Source organism: Streptomyces sp. NBC_00525 (assembly GCF_036346595.1).
In the GTDB taxonomy this organism is placed as follows: domain Bacteria; phylum Actinomycetota; class Actinomycetes; order Streptomycetales; family Streptomycetaceae; genus Streptomyces.
The window spans coordinates 6,049,352-6,067,259 of record NZ_CP107834.1; the positions used below are offsets into that span (position 1 = coordinate 6,049,352).

The window sequence follows — 17,908 nt, forward strand, 5'->3', positions numbered from 1 at the left end:
CGGCGCGGCTCAGCGGCGCTTGTGGTTGATCTTCATCGTGTCCATGTCGGTCGCGGTGGACCGCAGCTCGCCGTGCCCGTAGCCGGCCTCGCGCAGCGCGGTCAGCGCCCGGTCCTCGGCGATCGCGGACGCCATCTCCTCGCCGTCCGCGGCGTCCGACACGACCACGTAGCGGAAGCTGAAGTGCTTGAGGACCCGGTCGTAGGTGAGCGAGCCCTCCTCGGTGAACCGCATCCCGGCGAGGCCGTGTTCCTCGACCTCCGCGAGCAGCCGCTCGCGCGCCGCGTCCGTCAGGTCCTGCCATGTGCCGCGCACGATCACCCGGTACGTGTGCTGCGTGCTCATCTGTCGCGCCGTTCCTCTCCGCCTGCCCCGTCGTCCGTCCGGGGCGAGCGTACGGCGGGCCGCAGCGGGACGGAAACGGAATTCCGGCTCAGCCGGTCAGGTTGCGGTCCACGTACTCGAAGACCGAGCCGTCCGGGTGCACGGCGATGAGGTTGCGGCCAACCGGGGTGGGCACCGGGCCCGCGATCACCCGGGCGCCGACCCCGGTCAGCGCCGCGTGTGCCTCGTCCACGTTCTTCACGGCGATGGTCGCGGTGACCTTGCGCAGGATCTCCAGCTCCGCTTCGGGACCGCTCATCAGCAGGAAGCAGCTGATCGCGGCGACGGAGACCCCGCCGCGCTCGAACCGCAGGGCGGGGGCGCCCGTGAGCTTCTCGTAGAAGGCCACCGCGGCCTCCAGGTCGTCGACGCAGATACGCAGCGTGGTTCCCAGGATCTCCATGGCGGCCAGGTTAGTTGGCCGTCCGCCGCCATGTGGTCCCTTCGGGCCGGGTCCGGCTCAGGCGCGGCAGAGCACCTCGCCGTGCGGCACCATGAACCAGCCGTCGCCCTGCTCGCCCCACGTCCGCCACGCGGCGGCGATCTCCGCCAGCTCCTCGGCCGTGGCGTGCCCGCCCTCCACCGCGAGCGTCGCGTACGCCGAGCCGACGGTGCGGTCCGCCCACAGCCCGCTCCACCAGGCGCGGGTCTCCGGGGTGGCGTAGCACCAGGAGGACGCGCCGGGCGTGATCTCGGTGAACCCGGCCTGCCGGGCCCAGGACAGCAGCCGGCGCCCGGCGTCCGGTTCGCCGCCGTTGGCGCGGGCCACCCGGCCGTACAGCTCCTGCCAGTGGTCCATGACGGGGGACTCCGGGAACCAGGTCATCGCCGCGTAGTCGCTGTCGCGTGCCGCGACCACGCCGCCGGGGCGGCACACCCGGCGCATCTCCCGCAGCGCCTGCACCGGATCGCCCACGTGCTGGAGGACCTGATGGGCGTGGACCACGTCGAAGGAGTCGTCGGGGTAGTCCAGGGCGTGGACGTCGGCGACGGCGAACTCCACGTTGTCCAGGCCGCGTTCGGCGGCGACCTCGGCCGCCTGGCCCAGGATCTCGTCGGTGGTGTCCACGCCCGTCACCCGGCCCGGCGCCACCAGCGCGGCCAGGTCGGCGGTGATGGTGCCGGGGCCGCAGCCGACGTCCAGCACGTCCAGGCCGGGGCGCAGCTCACCGATGAGATAGGCGGCGGAGTTGGCGGCGGTGCGCCAGCGGTGCGAACGCAGCACCGACTCGTGGTGGCCGTGGGTGTAGACGGCGGTCTCCTTCGGCATGGCCGTGCGTCCTCTCTCGAATCGCGAACCGCGAAAGCGCTGTTCGACGGTTCCACCGTAAAGCCTTCCGCCGAATAATGAGATGGGTATCTTGCGATATGGACAGTGTGCGGAGGTGCGAAGGGGCGGCCGACTTCGCGCCGACCGCCCCGAGTTGGCCCTTCCGCCGACCGGCTACGCCTGCATCGGGCAGTACACCGTCAGCGCCTCCGGCAGCTTGTCCACCATCAACTCCGGCCCGCTGTGCGCCACTTCACCGTCGTACGCATACGGTGTGCCCGGCTCCAGGCCGGAGATCCGCACCCGCTGCCTGCGCACCGCGGCGTGCATGGGGGAGCGGGTCAGCGGTCCGGCCACCGCCGCCGCCAGCAGCCGCAGACCGGGGGTCCGGCCGCCGTGCACCATCCGTACGTCCAGCAGCCCGTCCGCGAGATTGTGCCGCCGGCCCGGCGCCGGGCCCACCCGCTGGAACATCCCGTTGCCGACGAACAGCAGCCACAACGGGCGCCGCCTGCCCTGGATTTCGGCCTCCAGCGGACGTTCCCCGCGCAGCACGCGCAGGGCGGCGAGCACCCCGGCCGGCCAGCCGCCGATCCGGGGCGACCAGTGCTCCCGCAGCCGCACCAGCTCCGGGTAGACGCCCAGGCTGAACGCGTTCAGGAAGTATCCCGGCCCGCCCTCCGGCCCCTGCGGACCGGGCCGGAACCGCCCCAGGTCCACCCGCACCGCACTCCCCGAGGCGAGCGCGGAGCCGACGTCGGCGACGGTCTCGATGCCCAGGTCGTACGCGAAGTGGTTGAGGGTTCCGCCGGGGAACACCGCCAGCGGCACCCCCCGCGACGCCGCGACGGCCGCCGCCCGGTTGACCGTGCCGTCCCCGCCGCACACCCCCAGCGCCCGGCCCCGGCCCGCCGCCTTCTCCAGTTCGTCGGAGAGCAGCCCCGGCGAGCACTCCACGATCTCCGCCTGCGGCAGCGCGTCCCGCACCAGCGAGGCGGTCGCGGTCGCCGTCCCCGACTCCTGGTTGACGACCACCACCAGGCCCTCGCCGTCCGGCAGGGCGGGCGCGTCGGCAGGCGGCCGGCCCGGCGCCGGCAACTGGCCCCTCGTCGGTATCACCCCCCGCAGCGCGAACGCCGCCCCGACCCCCAGCACCGCCCCCGCCACCACATCGCTCGGGTAGTGCACTCCGGTGTAGACGCGGGACGCGGCCACGGACAGCGCCACCGGCGCGACCACCGCCCCCCACCCCTTCGACTCCAGCGCGACCCCGGTGGCGAACGCGGCCGCCGACGCCGCGTGCCCCGACGGGAACGACGTGGTCACCGGCTGCCGCTTCAGCCGCCGTATCACCGGCACCCCGTCCAGCACCGGCCGCTGCCTGCGCACCGCCCCCTTGCCCACCGTGTTGATCGCGGCCGAGGCCACCGCGAGCGAGGCGATCCCCCGCAGCGCCGCCCGCCGGGCCCGCGCACTGCCCCCGAAGGCGGCCATGCCCGCCGCCGCGCCGAACCACAGCAGCCCGTGGTTGGCGCTGCGGCTCAGCCGGGGCAGCACGGGCCCGGCGGCCGGCCAGTGCCGCTGGGCCAGATTCCGGAACACGGCGGCATCGCGCCGGTGGAACCGGTCGCTCAGCCCGGCGAGCCGGGAGGGGACGGAGGCATTGCTCGCAGACGACATGCGACAGCGAATACCCCGCATCGCCGCTCCGAACCAGCAGCCACGCCGAAGGTAGCCTGTGATCGTCGTACCGGTCGCCGGCCGGGACGCCGCACACGAGAGGGGGGTGCACGGCCATGGGGCGACTCGTCCCCGCGGTGACCAGGGCGCTCGACGTGCTCGAACTCTTCCTCCACGGCGACGGAACGCTCTCCGCGCCCGAGGTGACCCGCAAGCTCCAGCTGCCGCGCACCACCGTGCACGAGCTGCTCACCACGCTCGCCGCCCGCTCGTACCTGGTCAGGGACCCCGACCGGCCCGGACAGTACCGGCTGGGCGTGCGCACCTACCAGCTCGGCAGCCGGTACGCGGAACAGCTCGACCTCGCCGCCGAGGGCCGGCAGGTCGCCCGCCGGCTCGCCGCCGACTGCGGCGAGAGCGTGCACGTGGCGATCCTGGACGGCACCGACACCGTCTGCGTCGCCCGGGCGGACTCCACCCACGCCGTCCGCATGGTGTCCGCGGCCGGCCACCGGCTGCCCGCCCACTGCACCGCGGTCGGCAAGATGCTCCTCGCCTCACTGCCCGCCCCGGAGCTGGACGCCCGGCTCGACGGGCTGGAGCTGACCGCGCTCACCCCGCACACCATCACCGCCGGGCCCGAGCTGCGGGCCGCGCTCGACGCCGTACGGGAACAGGGCTTCGCGGTCGAGCACCAGGAGTCCGGACCCGGCGTCGGCTGCGTCGCCGCACCCGTGCGCGACCGGACGGGGCGCGTCGTCGCCGCCCTCTCCGTCGCCGTCCCGCTGATCCGCTGGACCGACGAGCGCGCCCGCGAACTCGCCGTGCTCGCCGACCGGGGCGCAGGCGACCTGTCGCAGCGCCTCGGACACGAAAGGAGCCCGGTGTGACCCGCACCCGCGCCGAGGTCGCCGTACGGGAGCAGGCCGTCCTCGGCGAGGGCCCGACCTGGGACGCCGCCACCGGACGGCTGATCTGGGTCGACATCCTCGCCGCCCGCGTCCACACCTACGAACCGGCGACCGGCCGCCGCACCGTCATGGCCACCGGACAGCACGTCGGCGCCGCCAAGCCGAGAGCCGGCGGCGGACTGGTCGTCAACCTGCGCGACGGCATCGGCCTCTACGATACCGGCGGCGCGTTCCGCTGGCTGGTCCACGACCCCGTACCGGGCCGCCGCGCCAACGACGCCGCCGTCGCCCCGGACGGCGCGCTGTGGGCCGGCACCATGCGCTACGACGAGGCCGCGGGCGGCGGCACCCTGGCCCGGATCGCCCCGGACGGCACCGCCACCCCCGTCCTGCCCCGGGTGACGTGCAGCAACGGCACCGGCTGGAGCCCGGACGGCCGGCTCATGTACTACACCGACACCCACACCCGCCGCATCGACGTCTTCGACGTGGACGGCCCCCACGTCACCGGACGCCGCCCCTTCGCCGTCCTGGAGGACGGCGCCGGCTACCCCGACGGGCTCACGGTCGACGCCGAGGGCGCCGTCTGGGTCGCCCTCTGGGACGGATCGGCGCTGCGCCGCTACACCGCGGACGGCCGCCCGGAGCGCACCGTGCACCTGCCGGTGCGGCGGCCCACCGCCTGCGCCTTCGGCGGCCCCGGACTGCGCGACCTGTACATCTCCACCGCCCGCACCGGACTCGACGCCCCGCACCCGCTCGCCGGCTCCCTGCTCGTCCTCCCCGACGCGGGACACGGCCTGCCCGGCACCCCCTTCGCCGGCTGACCGCCCGGCCCGGCCGCCCTCCAGGGCGGGCGCGCCGCCCCGTTCCCTCGTATAAAGGAGGGCATACGGCGAACGGCGGCGAAGGAGGCCCGGATGGGCCGGACCGGGCGTCACCCCAGCGGCACACCCCCCGTCCGCGAGGACCGCGGACCCGTACGGTACGGGCCGCCGGCCCCCTGGCCGGGGCTGCCGGTGCTCCCGGAACTGGCCGGCGTGCTGGCGTCCGCCGCCGGCCGCGCCGCCCCCGAACCGCCCGGTGGCTCGGCCGCCCTGCGCGAGGCCGCCTGCGGCTACTGGGAGCGGCGCGGACTGCGCACCGGCCCCGGACGCGTCGCCGCCGCCCCCGGTACCGCGCCCCTGCTGCTCGCGCTGATCGCCGCCCACGGCGGCGACGTGCTGCTGCCGCGCCCCTGCCCCGCCTCCTGGCTGCCGCAGGCCCGGCTCCTCGGCCGCCCCGCCTACCAGGTCCCCACCCCCGCCGAGTGCGGCGGCGTGCCCGACCCGTACGCCCTCCTGGAGACCGTACGCAGAGTGCGCGCCGAAGGCGGCCGGCCCCGGCTCCTGCTGCTCTCCGCGGCCGACAACCCCACCGCCACCGTCGCCCCGCCCGAACTCGTCCGCGAGGCCTGCGAGGCCGCCGTGGACCAGGGGCTGCACATCGTCAGCGACGAGACCTGGCGCGACACCCTGCACCGGCCGCACGAGACGGTCCTGGTCAGCCCCGCCGAGATGTGCCCCGACGACGTCACCGTGCTCTCCGGCCTCCACGGCGCCCTCACCCCCGCCGCCTGGCCGGTCGCCGTCGCCCGCTTCCCGGACACCGCCCGCGCCGCCACCCGGCACGCCCGCACCCTGGACGTCCTCACCGCCCTCGACGCCACCGTCGCGGGCCCGGTCGCGGCCGCCGCCGCCCACGCCCTGCGCGAACCGGCCGCCGTCACCGAGCACGCCCGGCGCTCCGCCGCCCTGCACGGCCGGCTCGCCGCCGCGGCCCACCAGGCCGTCCTCGGTTGGGGCGCCCTCGCCCGGCCCCCGCAGGCCGGCCGCCACCTCTACGCCGACCTCGGCCCGCTGCGCGCCACCCTCGCCGCCCGGAGCGTCACCGACTCCCTCGAACTGGAGGAGTACCTCTCCGCCCGCCTCGGCACCCCCACCCCCGGCGGACACCGCTTCGGCGACGAACTCGGCGCGCTCCGGGTCCGGCTGGGCACCGGCGCGCTCCTCGGCACGGACCCCGCCGGGCAGACGGCCGCCCTCACCGCCGCGGACCCCCTCGAATTGCCGCCGGTCGCCGCAGCGCTGAACATTTTGCGAGCAGCCCTCGACACCCCGCGCTGACCACCGCGCCGGCGCACTCCTGGACGGGAGCCCCGATGACGGACCGGACCGCGCGCCAGGTCGCCCCCGACACACCCCCCACGGCCTGCGGCGACATCGTCCCGCCCCGCCCCCTGGGCGAGGTGCGCGACTGGCCCCGGAGCTTCGCGGACCGGCTCACCGCCCCGCTCCCCGGCGTCAAGGGCATGTCCCGGCTGGCCCGCGAGCACTCCATCCGGCCCAACGCGGAGGGCCTGCGCCACATCCACCGGCTGCCCTACGCCCCCGCGCCCCTGCCGCCCGTCCCGGCCGGGACCGCCTGCGTCACCTGGGCCGGACACGCCAGCTGGATCATCCGCACCGGCGGCCTCACCGTCCTCACCGACCCCGTCTGGTCCCGCCGCATCCTCGGCACCCCGGCCCGGATCACCCCCGTCGGCGTCCCCTGGGAGGACCTGCCGGCCGTCGACGCCGTCGTCATCAGCCACAACCACTACGACCACCTCGACGCGCCCACCCTGCGCAGACTGCCCCGGCACACCCCGCTCTTCGTCCCGGCCGGCCTCGGCCAGTGGTGCCGCCGCCGGGGATTTCGCACCGTCACCGAACTCGACTGGTGGGAGTCCGCCCGGCTCGACGGCGTCCGCTTCGACTTCGTCCCCGCCCACCACTGGTCCCGGCGCACCCTCACCGACACCTGCCGCTCGCTGTGGGGCGGCTGGATCATCGGGGACGACGACACCGGCGGGCGGATCTACTTCGCCGGCGACTCCGGATACGGCCACTGGTTCACCGAGATCGGCCGCCGCCACCCCGGCATCGACCTCGCCCTGCTCCCCATCGGCGCGTACGAGCCCCGCTGGTGGCTCCGCGACGTCCACACCGACCCGGAGGAGGCCGTGCGCGCGTACGAGGACCTCGGCGCCCGCGCCATGGCCCCGATGCACTGGGCGGCCTTCCTGCTCTCCGCCGAGCCCGTCCTCGAACCGCTCACCCGGCTGCGCACCGCCTGGCAGCGCGCCGGACACCCCCGCGACCGGCTCTGGGACCTGCCCATCGGCGGCTCACGCCTCCTGACGGCGGCCGGCGCCGGCTGACCCCGCCCGCCCGGCCTCACCGCGCCCAGCGCGCCCGCGTCCGCCGCCACACCGCCGGCGCCCCGCTGATCACCAGCGTCAGGACCACCGCGGCCACCACCCCCTGCCACGGCTCCGGGAACAGCGAACCGCCCAGGATGCCGATCAGCTGGTACGTCGCCGCCCACGCCAGACACGCCGGCACATCACCGCGGGCGAACCGCCGCAGCGGCATCCGCCCCAGCAGACACGCCAGCATCACCGGAATGCGCCCGGCCGGCACCAGCCGCGACAGCACCAGCACCGCCGCCCCGTGCTCGTCCAGCTTCCGCTGCGCCTGCGCCAGCCGCTCCGGCGCCGCCCGGTCCCGGATCGCCCGCAGCCACCGCGACCCGTTCCTCGACCGCACCCCCCGCTGCCCCAGCCAGTACAGGCATATGTCCCCCAGGAACGCCGCCGCCGACGCCACCCCGAACACCACCAGCAGCGCGAACGGCGACGACTGGTGGAACGCCACCACGGCCGCCGAACTCACCAGCGCGCCCGTCGGCACCACCGGGACCAGCGCCCCCACCGACACCAGCAGGAACAGCGACGGATAACCCACCGCCTGCTGCGTCGACTCCGGGGGCAGCTGCGTCGCGTCCCGCAGGAACCCGATCACCCGCAGCCCCCCGGCCGCACCCGCTCGCCGTGCGCCAGCCGGTGCACCACGACCTCCGGCGCCGCCGCGGCCGCCTTCCGCACGAACTCCTCGCCCGGCGCGTGGAACTCGTGCGGCCGGACCCCGTCCATCCCGATCGGCCAGTACGTGCCGTAGTGCACCGGCACCGCCGCGCGCGGCCGCAGCCGGGCCAGCGCCTGCGCCGCCCGCCCCGCGTCCAGATGCCCGTGCCCCAGATAGGGCCCCCAGCCGCCGACCGGCAGCAGCGCCACGTCCACCGGGCCGACCACCCGCGCCATGTCGTCGAACAGCCCGGTGTCCCCGGCGAAGTACGTGCGCGCCGAGCCCTCGACCACGTACCCCAGGGCGGGGGAGCGGTGCGGGCCCACCGGCAGCCGCCGGCCGTCGTGCAGCGCCGGAACGGCCCGCACCCGCACCCCGCCCACCCGCACCTCGTCGCCCGCCAGCACCTCCGTGATCCGCAGCCCGCGCGCCCGGCGCAGCAGCCGCAGCCCCGGCACCGACCGGACCGACCCGCGCGGCACGACCACCCGCGCCCCCGGCGCGACCCGCGCCAGCGACGGCAGATGCAGATGGTCGGAGTGCAGATGCGAGATGAGGACCACATCGGCCACCGCCGCGTCCGGGCCGGGCAGCGCGCCCCGGCGGCGCCGCAGATGCGCGAAGCGCCGGGCGAACAGCGGATCGGTCAGCAGCCGGACCCCGGAATCCTCGATCGTGCACGTGGCATGACCCCACCAGGTGATCTCCACCGGCACCCGCCGCCTCCTCCTGCTCACCGGGCCGCACGGACCCGTTCCGCCTGCCCGTCGAGCCTACGGGCACTCCCGCCCGCACGGGGCCGCACACCCGGCGCACCCGTCGTCCGGGGCGGCGGAGCCGTGCCCCCGTGCGCCCCCTCACCGCCCCGCGACACGCCCCCGGAACAGCGCCCGGCGGCGCATAGGGTCGGGACACGACGGACAGGGGGAGAACGGTCATGGGTGACGTACGGGTGGCGGCCATCGCCAGTCTGACGCCGCTGGAGGAGCTGGACAGCGACCCCTTCCTCGTGGACACCCGCGGCCAGCACGCCATGTGCGCACGCTGGGCCGCGGACCGCGGCTACGTCGTCACCCGCCAGCTCCGCCTGTACGGACTGCGCCCCGACCACCCCGCGCTCTGGGCCGACATCGAGAGCGGCGCCGCCGAACTGTTCGTCGCCCCCTGCGACCGGGTCCTGGCCCGCGCCCTGGCCTCGGTGCCCGAGTTCACCGCGGAGTGCGAGCGGCGCGGCGTACGCCTGGAGATCGCCGGGCTCGACGAGCCCTCCTACACGGCGGACGGCAAGGCCGGGGTGCACCGCAGGCTCTCCATGCCGACCGCCGGCTACGACGGCTGCTGACCGGCCGGGGAACCGTCCGGACCGTTGTGAAAGGCTGGGGCCGGGCCCGGAAAGGCAGGGCCCGGACATGAGGTGACGACGGCGTGGGCGACAGGCGATGGCGGCGGGCCGGCAGCGCCCTGATGCGGGTGGTCGCGGTCTGGGCGGTCTCGACGCTCACCATGCTGGTGCTCGCCGGCATCCTCCCCGACTTCCGCCTCCAGTCCCCCGACGGCGACAGCACCACCAAGACCGCCTTCACGGCGGCCTGGGGCGCGGGCGCCTTCGGCCTGCTCTCCGCCCTGGTCTGGCCGGTCCTGGTACGGGCGCTGCTCATCGTGCCCGCCCTCGTCCTCGGCCTGCTCGTCTTCTTCCTCAACGGCTCGCTGCTGCTGATCGCGCTGCGCCTCATCCCGGACGGCCGGGGCGCCGCCGCGCCGGAGACCGCCGTCGTCGTCGCCGCCGCGATGTCCGCCGTCGCCTCCGCGACGTCCACCGCCCTCGCCGTCCGCGACGACGACGCCTACCGCCGCAGGCTCTCGCGCCTGGCCGACCGGCGCCGCCGCCGCAGCGGCACGGACGCCGACGCGCGCGGCGGCCCGCCGGGCACGGTCTTCATCCAGCTGGACGGCGTCGGCCACGACACGCTCGTCGCGGCCGCCGCCGGGGGCGTGATGCCGACCGTCGCGCACTGGCTGGCCGACCCGGCCGGACACCGGCTCACCCCCTGGCGCACCGACTGGTCCAGCCAGACCGGCGCCAGCCAGCTCGGCATCCTGCACGGCAGCAACCACGACGTGCCCGCCTTCCGCTGGTACGAGAAGGAGACCGGCGTCGTCATGGTCTCCAGCAGACCGGCCAGCGCCCTGGAGCTCCAGCGCCGGGCCGTCGCCCGTACCGGGGACGACGGACTGCTCGCCCTGGACGGGGCCAGCCGCGGCAACCTCTTCAGCGGCGGCGCCGGCCAGCTCGCGCTCGTCCTGTCGATGGCCGCCCGGCGCGGCAAGGGCCGCCGCTCGCGCGCCGGGTACTTCGCCTACTTCTCCGACCCGGCCAACGCCGTGCGCACCGCAGGCTCCTTCGCCGCCGAGGTCTGCCGCGAGATCGCCCAGTCCACCCGCTCCCGCCTGCGCAAGGAGACGCCCCGCATCAAACGCGGCGGCCTCTACCCCTTCATCCGAGCCTTCGCCACCGTCGTCGAACGCGATGTGGTGGTCGCCGCCGTGATCGGCGACATGTTCGCGGGCCGGACCGCCGTCTACGCCGACCTGGTCGCCTACGACGAGGTGGCGCACCACTCCGGGCCGCGCAGCCGGGACGCGGAGAAGGTGCTCGCACGCCTCGACCGGGCGCTCGCCCTCATCGCCCAGGTCGCCGAGCAGGCCCCGCGCACCTACCGGATCGTGCTGCTCTCCGACCACGGCCAGAGCCCCGGCGACACCTTCGCCGGGGTGTACGGGCTCACCCTCAAGGACCTGGTGCGGGCGGGCAGCGGACTGCCCGTGCCCCGGCGCGCCCAGCGCACCCGCAGCGCGTCCGAGGCGCGCGACGCGGTCCGCATCGCCCTGCACCGGCCGGTCGCCGAGGGCCAGGAGGAGCGCGTCGCCAAACCCTCCGACCCGGTCGTCCTCGCCTCCGGGAACCTCGGCCTGATCTCCTTCCCCGACATAGCCGGGCGCGCCTCGCTGGAGCAGCTGGAGCACCGCCACCCCGCCCTGCTCTCCACACTGGCCAGCCATCCGGGTATCGGCTTCCTGCTGGTGCGCGGCGAACGGGACGGCTCGGTGGTCCTGGCCCGCGACGGGACGCGGGTGCCGGTGGCGGAGCTGGTGGACGGGAAGGGGCCGCTGGCGCCGTACGGGCCGGGCGCGGCGGACGCGATCCGGCGCACGGACACCTTCCCGCACGTCGCCGATGTGATGGTCAACTCGATGTACGACCCCGCCACGGGCACCGTGCACGCCTTCGAGGAGCAGATCGGCTCGCACGGCGGCCTGGGCGGCGACCAGTCGCGGCCGTTCCTGCTGTGGCCGCGCTCCCTGACGGACCCGCTGGACGCCGTCGCCGACGGGTCCGGGGAGCGGCCGGACGAACTCGTCGGAGCCGAGGCCGTGCACCGGGTCCTGCGGTACTGGCTGCGGGAGGCGTCGGAGCCGCGGGCGCCGGGGTCCTGACCGGTCCGGCGGACCCCGCCGGACGGGCACGGACGGGGCGTTGTCAGTGGTGGGCGGCAGGATGGTGGGCATGACGAACTCAGCAGTCGTGCTCGCCGACCATGCCTCCTACGCCGCCGCCGTCGACGAGGCCGCGCAGGCCGCCGCCGCGTACTACGCCACGGGCGAGAGCACGCTCGACGACGACGCCTACGACCGGCTGGCGCGCGGCATCGCCGCGTACGAGCGGGAGCATCCGCAGGAGGTGCTGCCCGCCTCCCCGACCGGGAAGGTGGCCGGCGGCGCCGCCGTCGGGGACGTGCCGCACACGGTGCCGATGCTCTCCCTCGACAACGTCTTCTCGGCCGAGCAGTTCGCCACCTGGACCGCCTCGCTGGAGCGCCGCATCGGCCGCCCCGTCACCGCCTGGAGCGTCGAGCCGAAGCTCGACGGGCTCGCGGTCGCCGCCCGCTACCGCGAGGGCCGCCTGGAGCGGCTGATCACCCGCGGCGACGGGACCGCCGGCGAGGACGTGTCGCATGCCGCCGGGACCGTCGTCGGGCTCCCCGCCGAGCTGGCCGAACCGGTCACGCTGGAGATACGCGGCGAGATCCTGATGACCACCGAGCAGTTCGAGCGGGCCAACACCGTCCGCACCGAGCACGGCGGCGCCCCCTTCGCCAACGCGCGCAACGGCGCCGCGGGCACGCTGCGCGCCAAGGACCGGGCGTACACCGTGGAGATGACGTTCTTCGCCTACGGCGCCCTCCCGCTGCCCGAATCCGGCGAACCGGCCGACGCCCTGACCGAACTGCCGCACAGCCAGGTCCTGGCCCGCGTCGCGGAGCTCGGGGTGCACACCGCCGCCGACACCGACGTCGCGCCCCGCACCGCCGCCGGCGTCGAGGAGGTCCAGGCCCGGATCGAGGAGATCGCCGCGCTGCGCGCCGCGCTGCCGTTCGGGATCGACGGCATCGTGATCAAGGCGGACCTCGCCGCCGACCAGCGCGACGCCGGCAACGGCACCCGCGCCCCGCGCTGGGCCATCGCCTACAAGCTGCCGGCGGTCGAGAAGGTCACCCGCCTCCTCGGCGTCGAGTGGAACGTCGGCCGTACCGGCATCATCGCGCCGCGCGCCGTCCTGGAGCCCGTCGAGATCGACGGCTCGACCGTCGGCTACGCCACCCTGCACAACCCGGCCGACATCACCCGCCGGGACCTGCGCGTCGGCGACCACGTCATGGTCTACAAGGCGGGCGACATCATCCCCCGCATCGAGGCCCCCGTCGCCCATCTGCGGACCGGTGACGAACAGCCCGTCGTCTTCCCCGAGGCGTGCCCGCAGTGCGGTTCGGAGATCGACACCAGCGAGCAGCGCTGGCGCTGCGTACGCGGCCGCGACTGCCGCCTCGTCGCCTCCATCTCGTACGCGGCCGGCCGCGACCAGCTCGACATCGAAGGACTCGGCACGACCCGCGTCGTCCAGCTCGTCGAGTCCGGTCTCGTCGCCGACTTCGCCGACCTGTTCACCCTGGAGCGCGAACAGCTCCTCACGCTCGACCGGATGGGCGAGACCAGCACCGACAACCTGCTGGCCGCCATCGACGCCGCCCGCACCCAGCCCCTCTCCCGCGTCTTCTGCGCCCTCGGCGTACGCGGCACCGGCCGCTCCATGTCGCGCCGCATCGCCCGCTACTTCGCGGAGATGGACCGCATCCGGGCCGCCGACGCGGAGGAGCTGCAGCGGGTGGACGGCATAGGCAATGAGAAGGCGGCGAGCGTCGTCGCCGAGCTGGCCGACCTCGCCCCGCTGATCGAGAAGCTGGTCGCCGCCGGGCTCACCATGACCGAGCCGGGCGCCACCCCGCCCCCGCCGCCGGGCGAGGCGCCCGCCGCCGATGACGCCCGCGACACCGAAGGCGCCGCCGACGCCGGGCCGCTGGCCGGGATGACGGTGGTGGTCACCGGCGCCATGACCGGCGCCCTGGAGAAGCTGTCGCGCAACCAGATGAACGAGCTGATCGAGCGGGCCGGCGGCAAGTCCTCCTCCAGCGTCTCCAAGCGGACCACGCTGCTGGTGGCCGGCGAGAAGGCGGGCTCCAAGCGGACGAAGGCGGAGGATCTGGGCGTGCGGATCGCGAGCCCGGCGGAGTTCGCCGAACTGATCGGGGAGTTCCTGCCCGTGGACGCCTGAGACACGGTTCGAGCCCTTCGAATTTGCCTGGGAGTGGCTTTCTTTGCCTCCCTATTGCATAGTGAGGGCTCGGCCATGCCTCGCGATCAGCGGGTCACTGGGTGTGTGTACGGCCACGGCTGCGAGCCGGGGGTGAGGGGCGATGCGTTCTCTGCGCGACGGACAGCGGCACGACCGCGCCGTCAACCGGCGGCACCGGGGCGCCACCCGGGGCCTCGCGCTCGACCTCGGCAGCTCCCGGACCCGTGCCTGGGTGCCCGGTAGGGGCGTCGTCACCGAGACCTGCGACGACACCGTCGAGCACGGCCGGGGCAGGCCCGTGCGGCGCGGCCGCATCGTCGACCCGGACTCCTGCCGCCGGATGCTCGCCCGCATCGCGGACCGGGCCCTGGGCGACGACCGCGACGACGCCCTCATCGTCGTCAGCCACCCCGTCCTCGCCGGACCCGCGCACCGCGCCGCCGCCCGCGACGTGCTCCGCGGCCTGGGCCCCTGCGACGTCATCGTCCTCGACAGCGCCAGGGCCGCCGCGGCCTGCGCCGGACCGCAGGACGGCGGACCGCTCCTCGTCCTCGACGTCGGCGCCGAGCTGACCGAGGCCACCCTGCTCGTCGACGGCCTGGTACGCGACGCGCGCCTGGCCGAGACCGGCCTCAGCGACCTGGGACCGGGCGAGCCGCCCGCCGCCGTCGTCCGCGCCGTCCTCGACATGGTCATGGCCATGTGGCGGCAGGACCGGCACGGCGCGATGCTCGGCGCCCTGCGCCGCGGGCCGCTGCTCGCCGGAGGCGGTGCGCTGCGCCCGGACGTCACCAACCGGATAGCGCTCCGCCTCGGCGTCCCGGTCCGGCCCGCCGAGGACCCCGCCACCACGGTGGTACGCGGCGCCGCCATCGTCCTCAGCTCCGTCCTCCGCCACGCGGAGCCCGTCCTCCCCGGCCGAATCCGGTGACCCCGGTCCCCTGGGGGCCGCCTCGGGGGACCGCACACCCCGAAGCCCGCCCGGACGCCCCGGTGCGCGACGAGCCCGCCGCCGAACGCCTGCCCGCCGCGCACGCCTCCGCCGCCTGGCGGTGCCTCGTCGCGCTGCTGCTCGCCATGCTCGCCCTCGGCGGCGGCGCGCCCGCCGTGGCCGGCGCGGGCCTCCCCGTACGCGCGGTGGCGTCCCCCGCCGGTCCGCACACGGCACCGGCCCCCGCCCCGCCCCCGCGCGGCACACCCGCCGCCCGGACCGCCGGGGCCATGACGGCCGTCCCCGGCCTCCCCGCACACTCCCTGTCCGGCACCCGTTCCGGCGCGTCCACCCCGGCCGCCGCCGCGCCCCCGACTCTCATCGACGGGGGACCGCGCCCCGGCCCGTGGGCGGCCGCCGAACACCCCCGTACCGCACACCAGCTGCCGCCGCCCTACGCCGGCGGGCTCGTCCCCAGCCCCGCCGGCGTCCCGCTGCCGCTCCCCGTCCCCTCCTCCGCCCGCCCCGTCCCCGCCGAGGCGGCGCCGAACCCGCGCCCGGCGCTCCCCGGCGTGCGCGGACCTCCCGGCACCGGTTCCCACCGGTCCGGGGACCGCCCAGCGGTCCCGCTCACCCACCACGCCGTGCCGTTCCCGCCGTCCTGACCCGGACGGGGAGCGCCCGGCGCTCCCCGGAGGAAACCCCGCAATGACGCGCGCCACCACGGTGCGGGCAATTCTGGCTGCGGCCGTACTGCTCGTCTCCGTGTTCATCTCGCTGAACATGTCACCCAGACTCGGCCTCGACCTCCAGGGCGGCACCCGCATGGTGCTCCAGGCCAAGGACTCCGAGACCGCCAAGGCCGACCGCGAGAGCACCGACCGCACCCTGGAGGTGCTGCGCCGCCGCATCGACTCGCTCGGCGTGACGGAACCCACGCTGACCCGCTCCGGCGACAACCGGATCATCGTCGAGCTCCCCGACGTCCAGGACCCCCGCAAGGCCGCCGAGGTCATCGGCAAGACCGCCCAGCTGACCTTCCACGCCGTCCAGGGCCCCGGCCTGCCGGAGGGCGCCGAGGGCGAGAAGGACAAGGAAAAGGACAAGGGCGGCAAGGAGCTGACCCTGCCCGACGAGGACGGCCGGCCGCTCGCCCTCGGCCCCGTCGCGCTCTCGGGCGCGGGCGTCAAGGAGGCGAAGGCGTCCTTCGACGCCCAGCAGGGAGCCGGCTGGACCGTCTCGCTCGACTTCCACAAGGACGCCGGCCGGAAGTGGACCAAGCTGACCGGTGAGGCGGCCTGCAACCCGGTCCAGGACGAACGGCGCCGGGTCGCCATCGTGCTGGACGAGAAGGTGATCTCCTCCCCGCAGGTCTCGCCGTCCGTCTCCTGCGGTACGGGCCTGCCCTCCGGCTCCACCCAGATCACCGGCTCCTTCAGCGCCGACGAGGCCCGCGAGCTCGCCCTCCTGATCGAGGGCGGCGCCCTGCCGGTGCCCGTCGAGATCGTCGAGCAGCGGACCGTCGGCCCGACGCTCGGCGCCGCCGCCATCGACGCCAGCGCCCGTGCCGCCCTGATCGGCGCGTCCGCCACGGCCCTGTTCATCATCGTCATCTACCGCCTGTTCGGGGCGCTCGCCGCCGTCGCGCTGGCCGCCTACGGCGTCATCTCGTACGCCGCCCTCGTCGGCCTCGGGGTCACGCTCACCCTGCCGGGGCTCGCCGGGTTCGTTCTGGCCATCGGCATGGCCGTCGACGCGAACGTGCTCGTCTTCGAACGGGCCAGGGAGGAGTTCGCGGCCAGACCGGGCAAGTCCTCCTCCCTGCGCGCCTCGCTCGCCGCCGGTTTCAAGGGCGCCTGGAGTGCCGTCGCCGACTCCAACGTGACGACGCTCATCGCGGCCGGGCTGCTGTTCTTCCTCGGCTCGGGCCCGGTCAAGGGCTTCGGGGTCACGCTCGCCATCGGTGTGCTGGCCTCGATGTTCTCCGCACTCGTCATCGCCCGCGCCCTCACCGAGATCGCGTCCCGCTCCCGGTTCGTCGCCGACTACCGGGGCGTCAACGGCATCGGCATTCCGGGCCGGGTCCGCACCTGGCTCAGCCGGCGCAACCCGCACCTGATGCGCCACCCGCGCCGCTGGCTGACGATCTCCGCCGTGCTGATCGCGGTGGCCGTCGCGGGCATCGTGGTGCGCGGCGTCAACTTCGGCGTCGAGTTCACCGGCGGACGCCTCGTCGAGTACTCCACCAGCCGCCCGGTGGACGTGGACGCCGCCCGCAAGGCCCTGGCGGGCGCCGGATTCGGCGACGCCGAGGTCACCACGGCCGGGGCCGGCGACATCTCCGTACGCACCAAGGACCTCGACAACAACGAGGAGCACACACTGCGGGCCGCGCTGGCCGCCGAGGGAGGTGAGACGACCAAGGTCCGCGACGAGCTGATCGGCCCCAGCCTCGGCGACGAACTGCGGCGCAACGCGTTGATCGCCCTGGGCATCGCCGTACTCGTCCAGCTCGCCTATCTGGCGTTCCGGTTCCGCTGGACCTTCGCCCTGGGCTCGGTCGGGGCGCTGGTGCACGACGTGATCATCCTGATCGGGGCGTTCGCCTGGATGGGGCGGACCGTCGACGGCATCTTCCTGGCCTCCCTGCTCACCGTCATCGGCTACTCCGTCAACGACTCGGTGGTGGTCTTCGACCGGGTGCGGGAGCTGTGGGCCAAGGCCCGGAAGAAGCCACTGCCCGACGTGGCGAACCAGGCGATCATCCAGACCGTGCCCCGCACGGTGAACACCGGTATGGGCGCCCTGTTCATCCTCGTCGCGCTCACCGTCCTCGGCGGCGACTCGCTGGAGGACTTCGCGCTCGCCCTGCTCATCGGCATCATCGTCGGGACATACTCTTCGGTGATGACCGCCGTGCCGGCCGCGCTGCTCCTGGAGCGCACCAGCAAGGTCCCGCCGCCCGCCCGCACCCGCGCCCCGCGCGCCCGCCAGGGCTCGGCCCGCCGCGACCCGCTGGACAACGGCGCACGGGTGTAACACGCGCGGCCGTCCGGGTCTCCCGTGCCACATCCGGCACGGGAGACCCGGACCCGC

At 75.4% G+C, this 17,908-nt stretch carries 16 protein-coding genes; 10 read left to right on the plus strand and 6 right to left on the minus strand.

The window, feature by feature from the left end:
• Nucleotides 1-9: 9 nt before the first annotated feature.
• From OG710_RS26490 to OG710_RS26505, 4 genes are all read right to left on the minus strand, one after another.
• Nucleotides 10-345 (minus strand): DUF6204 family protein, encoded by a 336-nt coding sequence (locus OG710_RS26490; RefSeq protein ID WP_111339181.1) that lies wholly within the window; start codon nt 343-345, stop codon nt 10-12.
• Between the two features lie 88 nt (nt 346-433).
• On the minus strand, nt 434-787 hold the full coding sequence (locus tag OG710_RS26495) for a VOC family protein (RefSeq protein WP_111339182.1): 354 nt from the start codon (nt 785-787) through the stop codon (nt 434-436).
• Between the two features lie 57 nt (nt 788-844).
• Nucleotides 845-1,654: a class I SAM-dependent methyltransferase gene (locus OG710_RS26500; RefSeq protein WP_330241568.1), complete on the minus strand. Its 810-nt coding sequence runs from the start codon at nt 1,652-1,654 to the stop codon at nt 845-847.
• Between the two features lie 174 nt (nt 1,655-1,828).
• Nucleotides 1,829-3,334, minus strand: a complete 1,506-nt coding sequence (locus tag OG710_RS26505; protein WP_330241569.1) for a bifunctional phosphatase PAP2/diacylglycerol kinase family protein — start codon at nt 3,332-3,334, stop codon at nt 1,829-1,831.
• 116 nt (nt 3,335-3,450) lie between these two features.
• Between OG710_RS26505 and OG710_RS26510 the strand changes: the two genes are divergently transcribed.
• The 4 genes from OG710_RS26510 (at nt 3,451) to OG710_RS26525 (ending at nt 7,486) form a co-directional block, all read left to right on the plus strand.
• Complete coding sequence (locus tag OG710_RS26510) at nt 3,451-4,224, plus strand: IclR family transcriptional regulator (protein WP_330241570.1); 774 nt, start codon at nt 3,451-3,453, stop codon at nt 4,222-4,224.
• On the plus strand, nt 4,221-5,072 hold the full coding sequence (locus tag OG710_RS26515; RefSeq protein WP_330241571.1) for an SMP-30/gluconolactonase/LRE family protein: 852 nt from the start codon (nt 4,221-4,223) through the stop codon (nt 5,070-5,072). The genes OG710_RS26510 and OG710_RS26515 overlap by 4 nt, the downstream gene beginning before the upstream one ends.
• Before the next feature lie 93 nt (nt 5,073-5,165).
• Nucleotides 5,166-6,410, plus strand: a complete 1,245-nt coding sequence (locus tag OG710_RS26520) for an aminotransferase class I/II-fold pyridoxal phosphate-dependent enzyme (protein WP_330241572.1) — start codon at nt 5,166-5,168, stop codon at nt 6,408-6,410.
• A 35-nt stretch (nt 6,411-6,445) separates the two neighbouring features.
• Complete coding sequence (locus OG710_RS26525; protein WP_330241573.1) at nt 6,446-7,486, plus strand: MBL fold metallo-hydrolase; 1,041 nt, start codon at nt 6,446-6,448, stop codon at nt 7,484-7,486.
• Between the two features lie 16 nt (nt 7,487-7,502).
• Here OG710_RS26525 and OG710_RS26530 read toward each other — a convergent pair whose 3' ends face one another.
• A complete protein-coding gene (locus OG710_RS26530) occupies nt 7,503-8,129 on the minus strand; it encodes a DedA family protein (protein ID WP_111339189.1) in 627 nt (208 codons plus the stop codon).
• Entirely contained in the window at nt 8,126-8,908 is a 783-nt protein-coding gene (locus OG710_RS26535; RefSeq protein WP_330241574.1) for an MBL fold metallo-hydrolase, read from the minus strand. Before OG710_RS26535 ends, OG710_RS26530 begins: the two co-directional genes overlap by 4 nt.
• A 221-nt stretch (nt 8,909-9,129) precedes the next feature.
• Between OG710_RS26535 and OG710_RS26540 the strand changes: the two genes are divergently transcribed.
• The 6 genes from OG710_RS26540 (at nt 9,130) to secD (ending at nt 17,851) form a co-directional block, all read left to right on the plus strand.
• Entirely contained in the window at nt 9,130-9,534 is a 405-nt protein-coding gene (locus OG710_RS26540; RefSeq protein WP_111339191.1) for a hypothetical protein, read from the plus strand.
• Between the two features lie 83 nt (nt 9,535-9,617).
• A complete protein-coding gene (locus OG710_RS26545; protein ID WP_330241575.1) occupies nt 9,618-11,687 on the plus strand; it encodes a phage holin family protein in 2,070 nt (689 codons plus the stop codon).
• Nucleotides 11,688-11,748: 61 nt separating this feature from the next.
• Nucleotides 11,749-13,860, plus strand: a complete 2,112-nt coding sequence (ligA, locus tag OG710_RS26550) for an NAD-dependent DNA ligase LigA (protein WP_330241576.1) — start codon at nt 11,749-11,751, stop codon at nt 13,858-13,860.
• A gap of 142 nt (nt 13,861-14,002) precedes the next feature.
• The gene (locus OG710_RS26555) at nt 14,003-14,812 is read left to right on the plus strand and encodes a rod shape-determining protein MreC (protein ID WP_330241577.1); all 810 of its coding nucleotides are present in this window, start codon (nt 14,003-14,005) and stop codon (nt 14,810-14,812) included.
• 62 nt (nt 14,813-14,874) lie between these two features.
• Nucleotides 14,875-15,477: a hypothetical protein gene (locus OG710_RS26560; protein ID WP_330241578.1), complete on the plus strand. Its 603-nt coding sequence runs from the start codon at nt 14,875-14,877 to the stop codon at nt 15,475-15,477.
• Between the two features lie 43 nt (nt 15,478-15,520).
• Nucleotides 15,521-17,851 (plus strand): protein translocase subunit SecD, encoded by a 2,331-nt coding sequence (gene secD / locus OG710_RS26565; RefSeq protein WP_330241579.1) that lies wholly within the window; start codon nt 15,521-15,523, stop codon nt 17,849-17,851.
• The last annotated feature ends 57 nt before the right edge of the window (nt 17,852-17,908 follow it).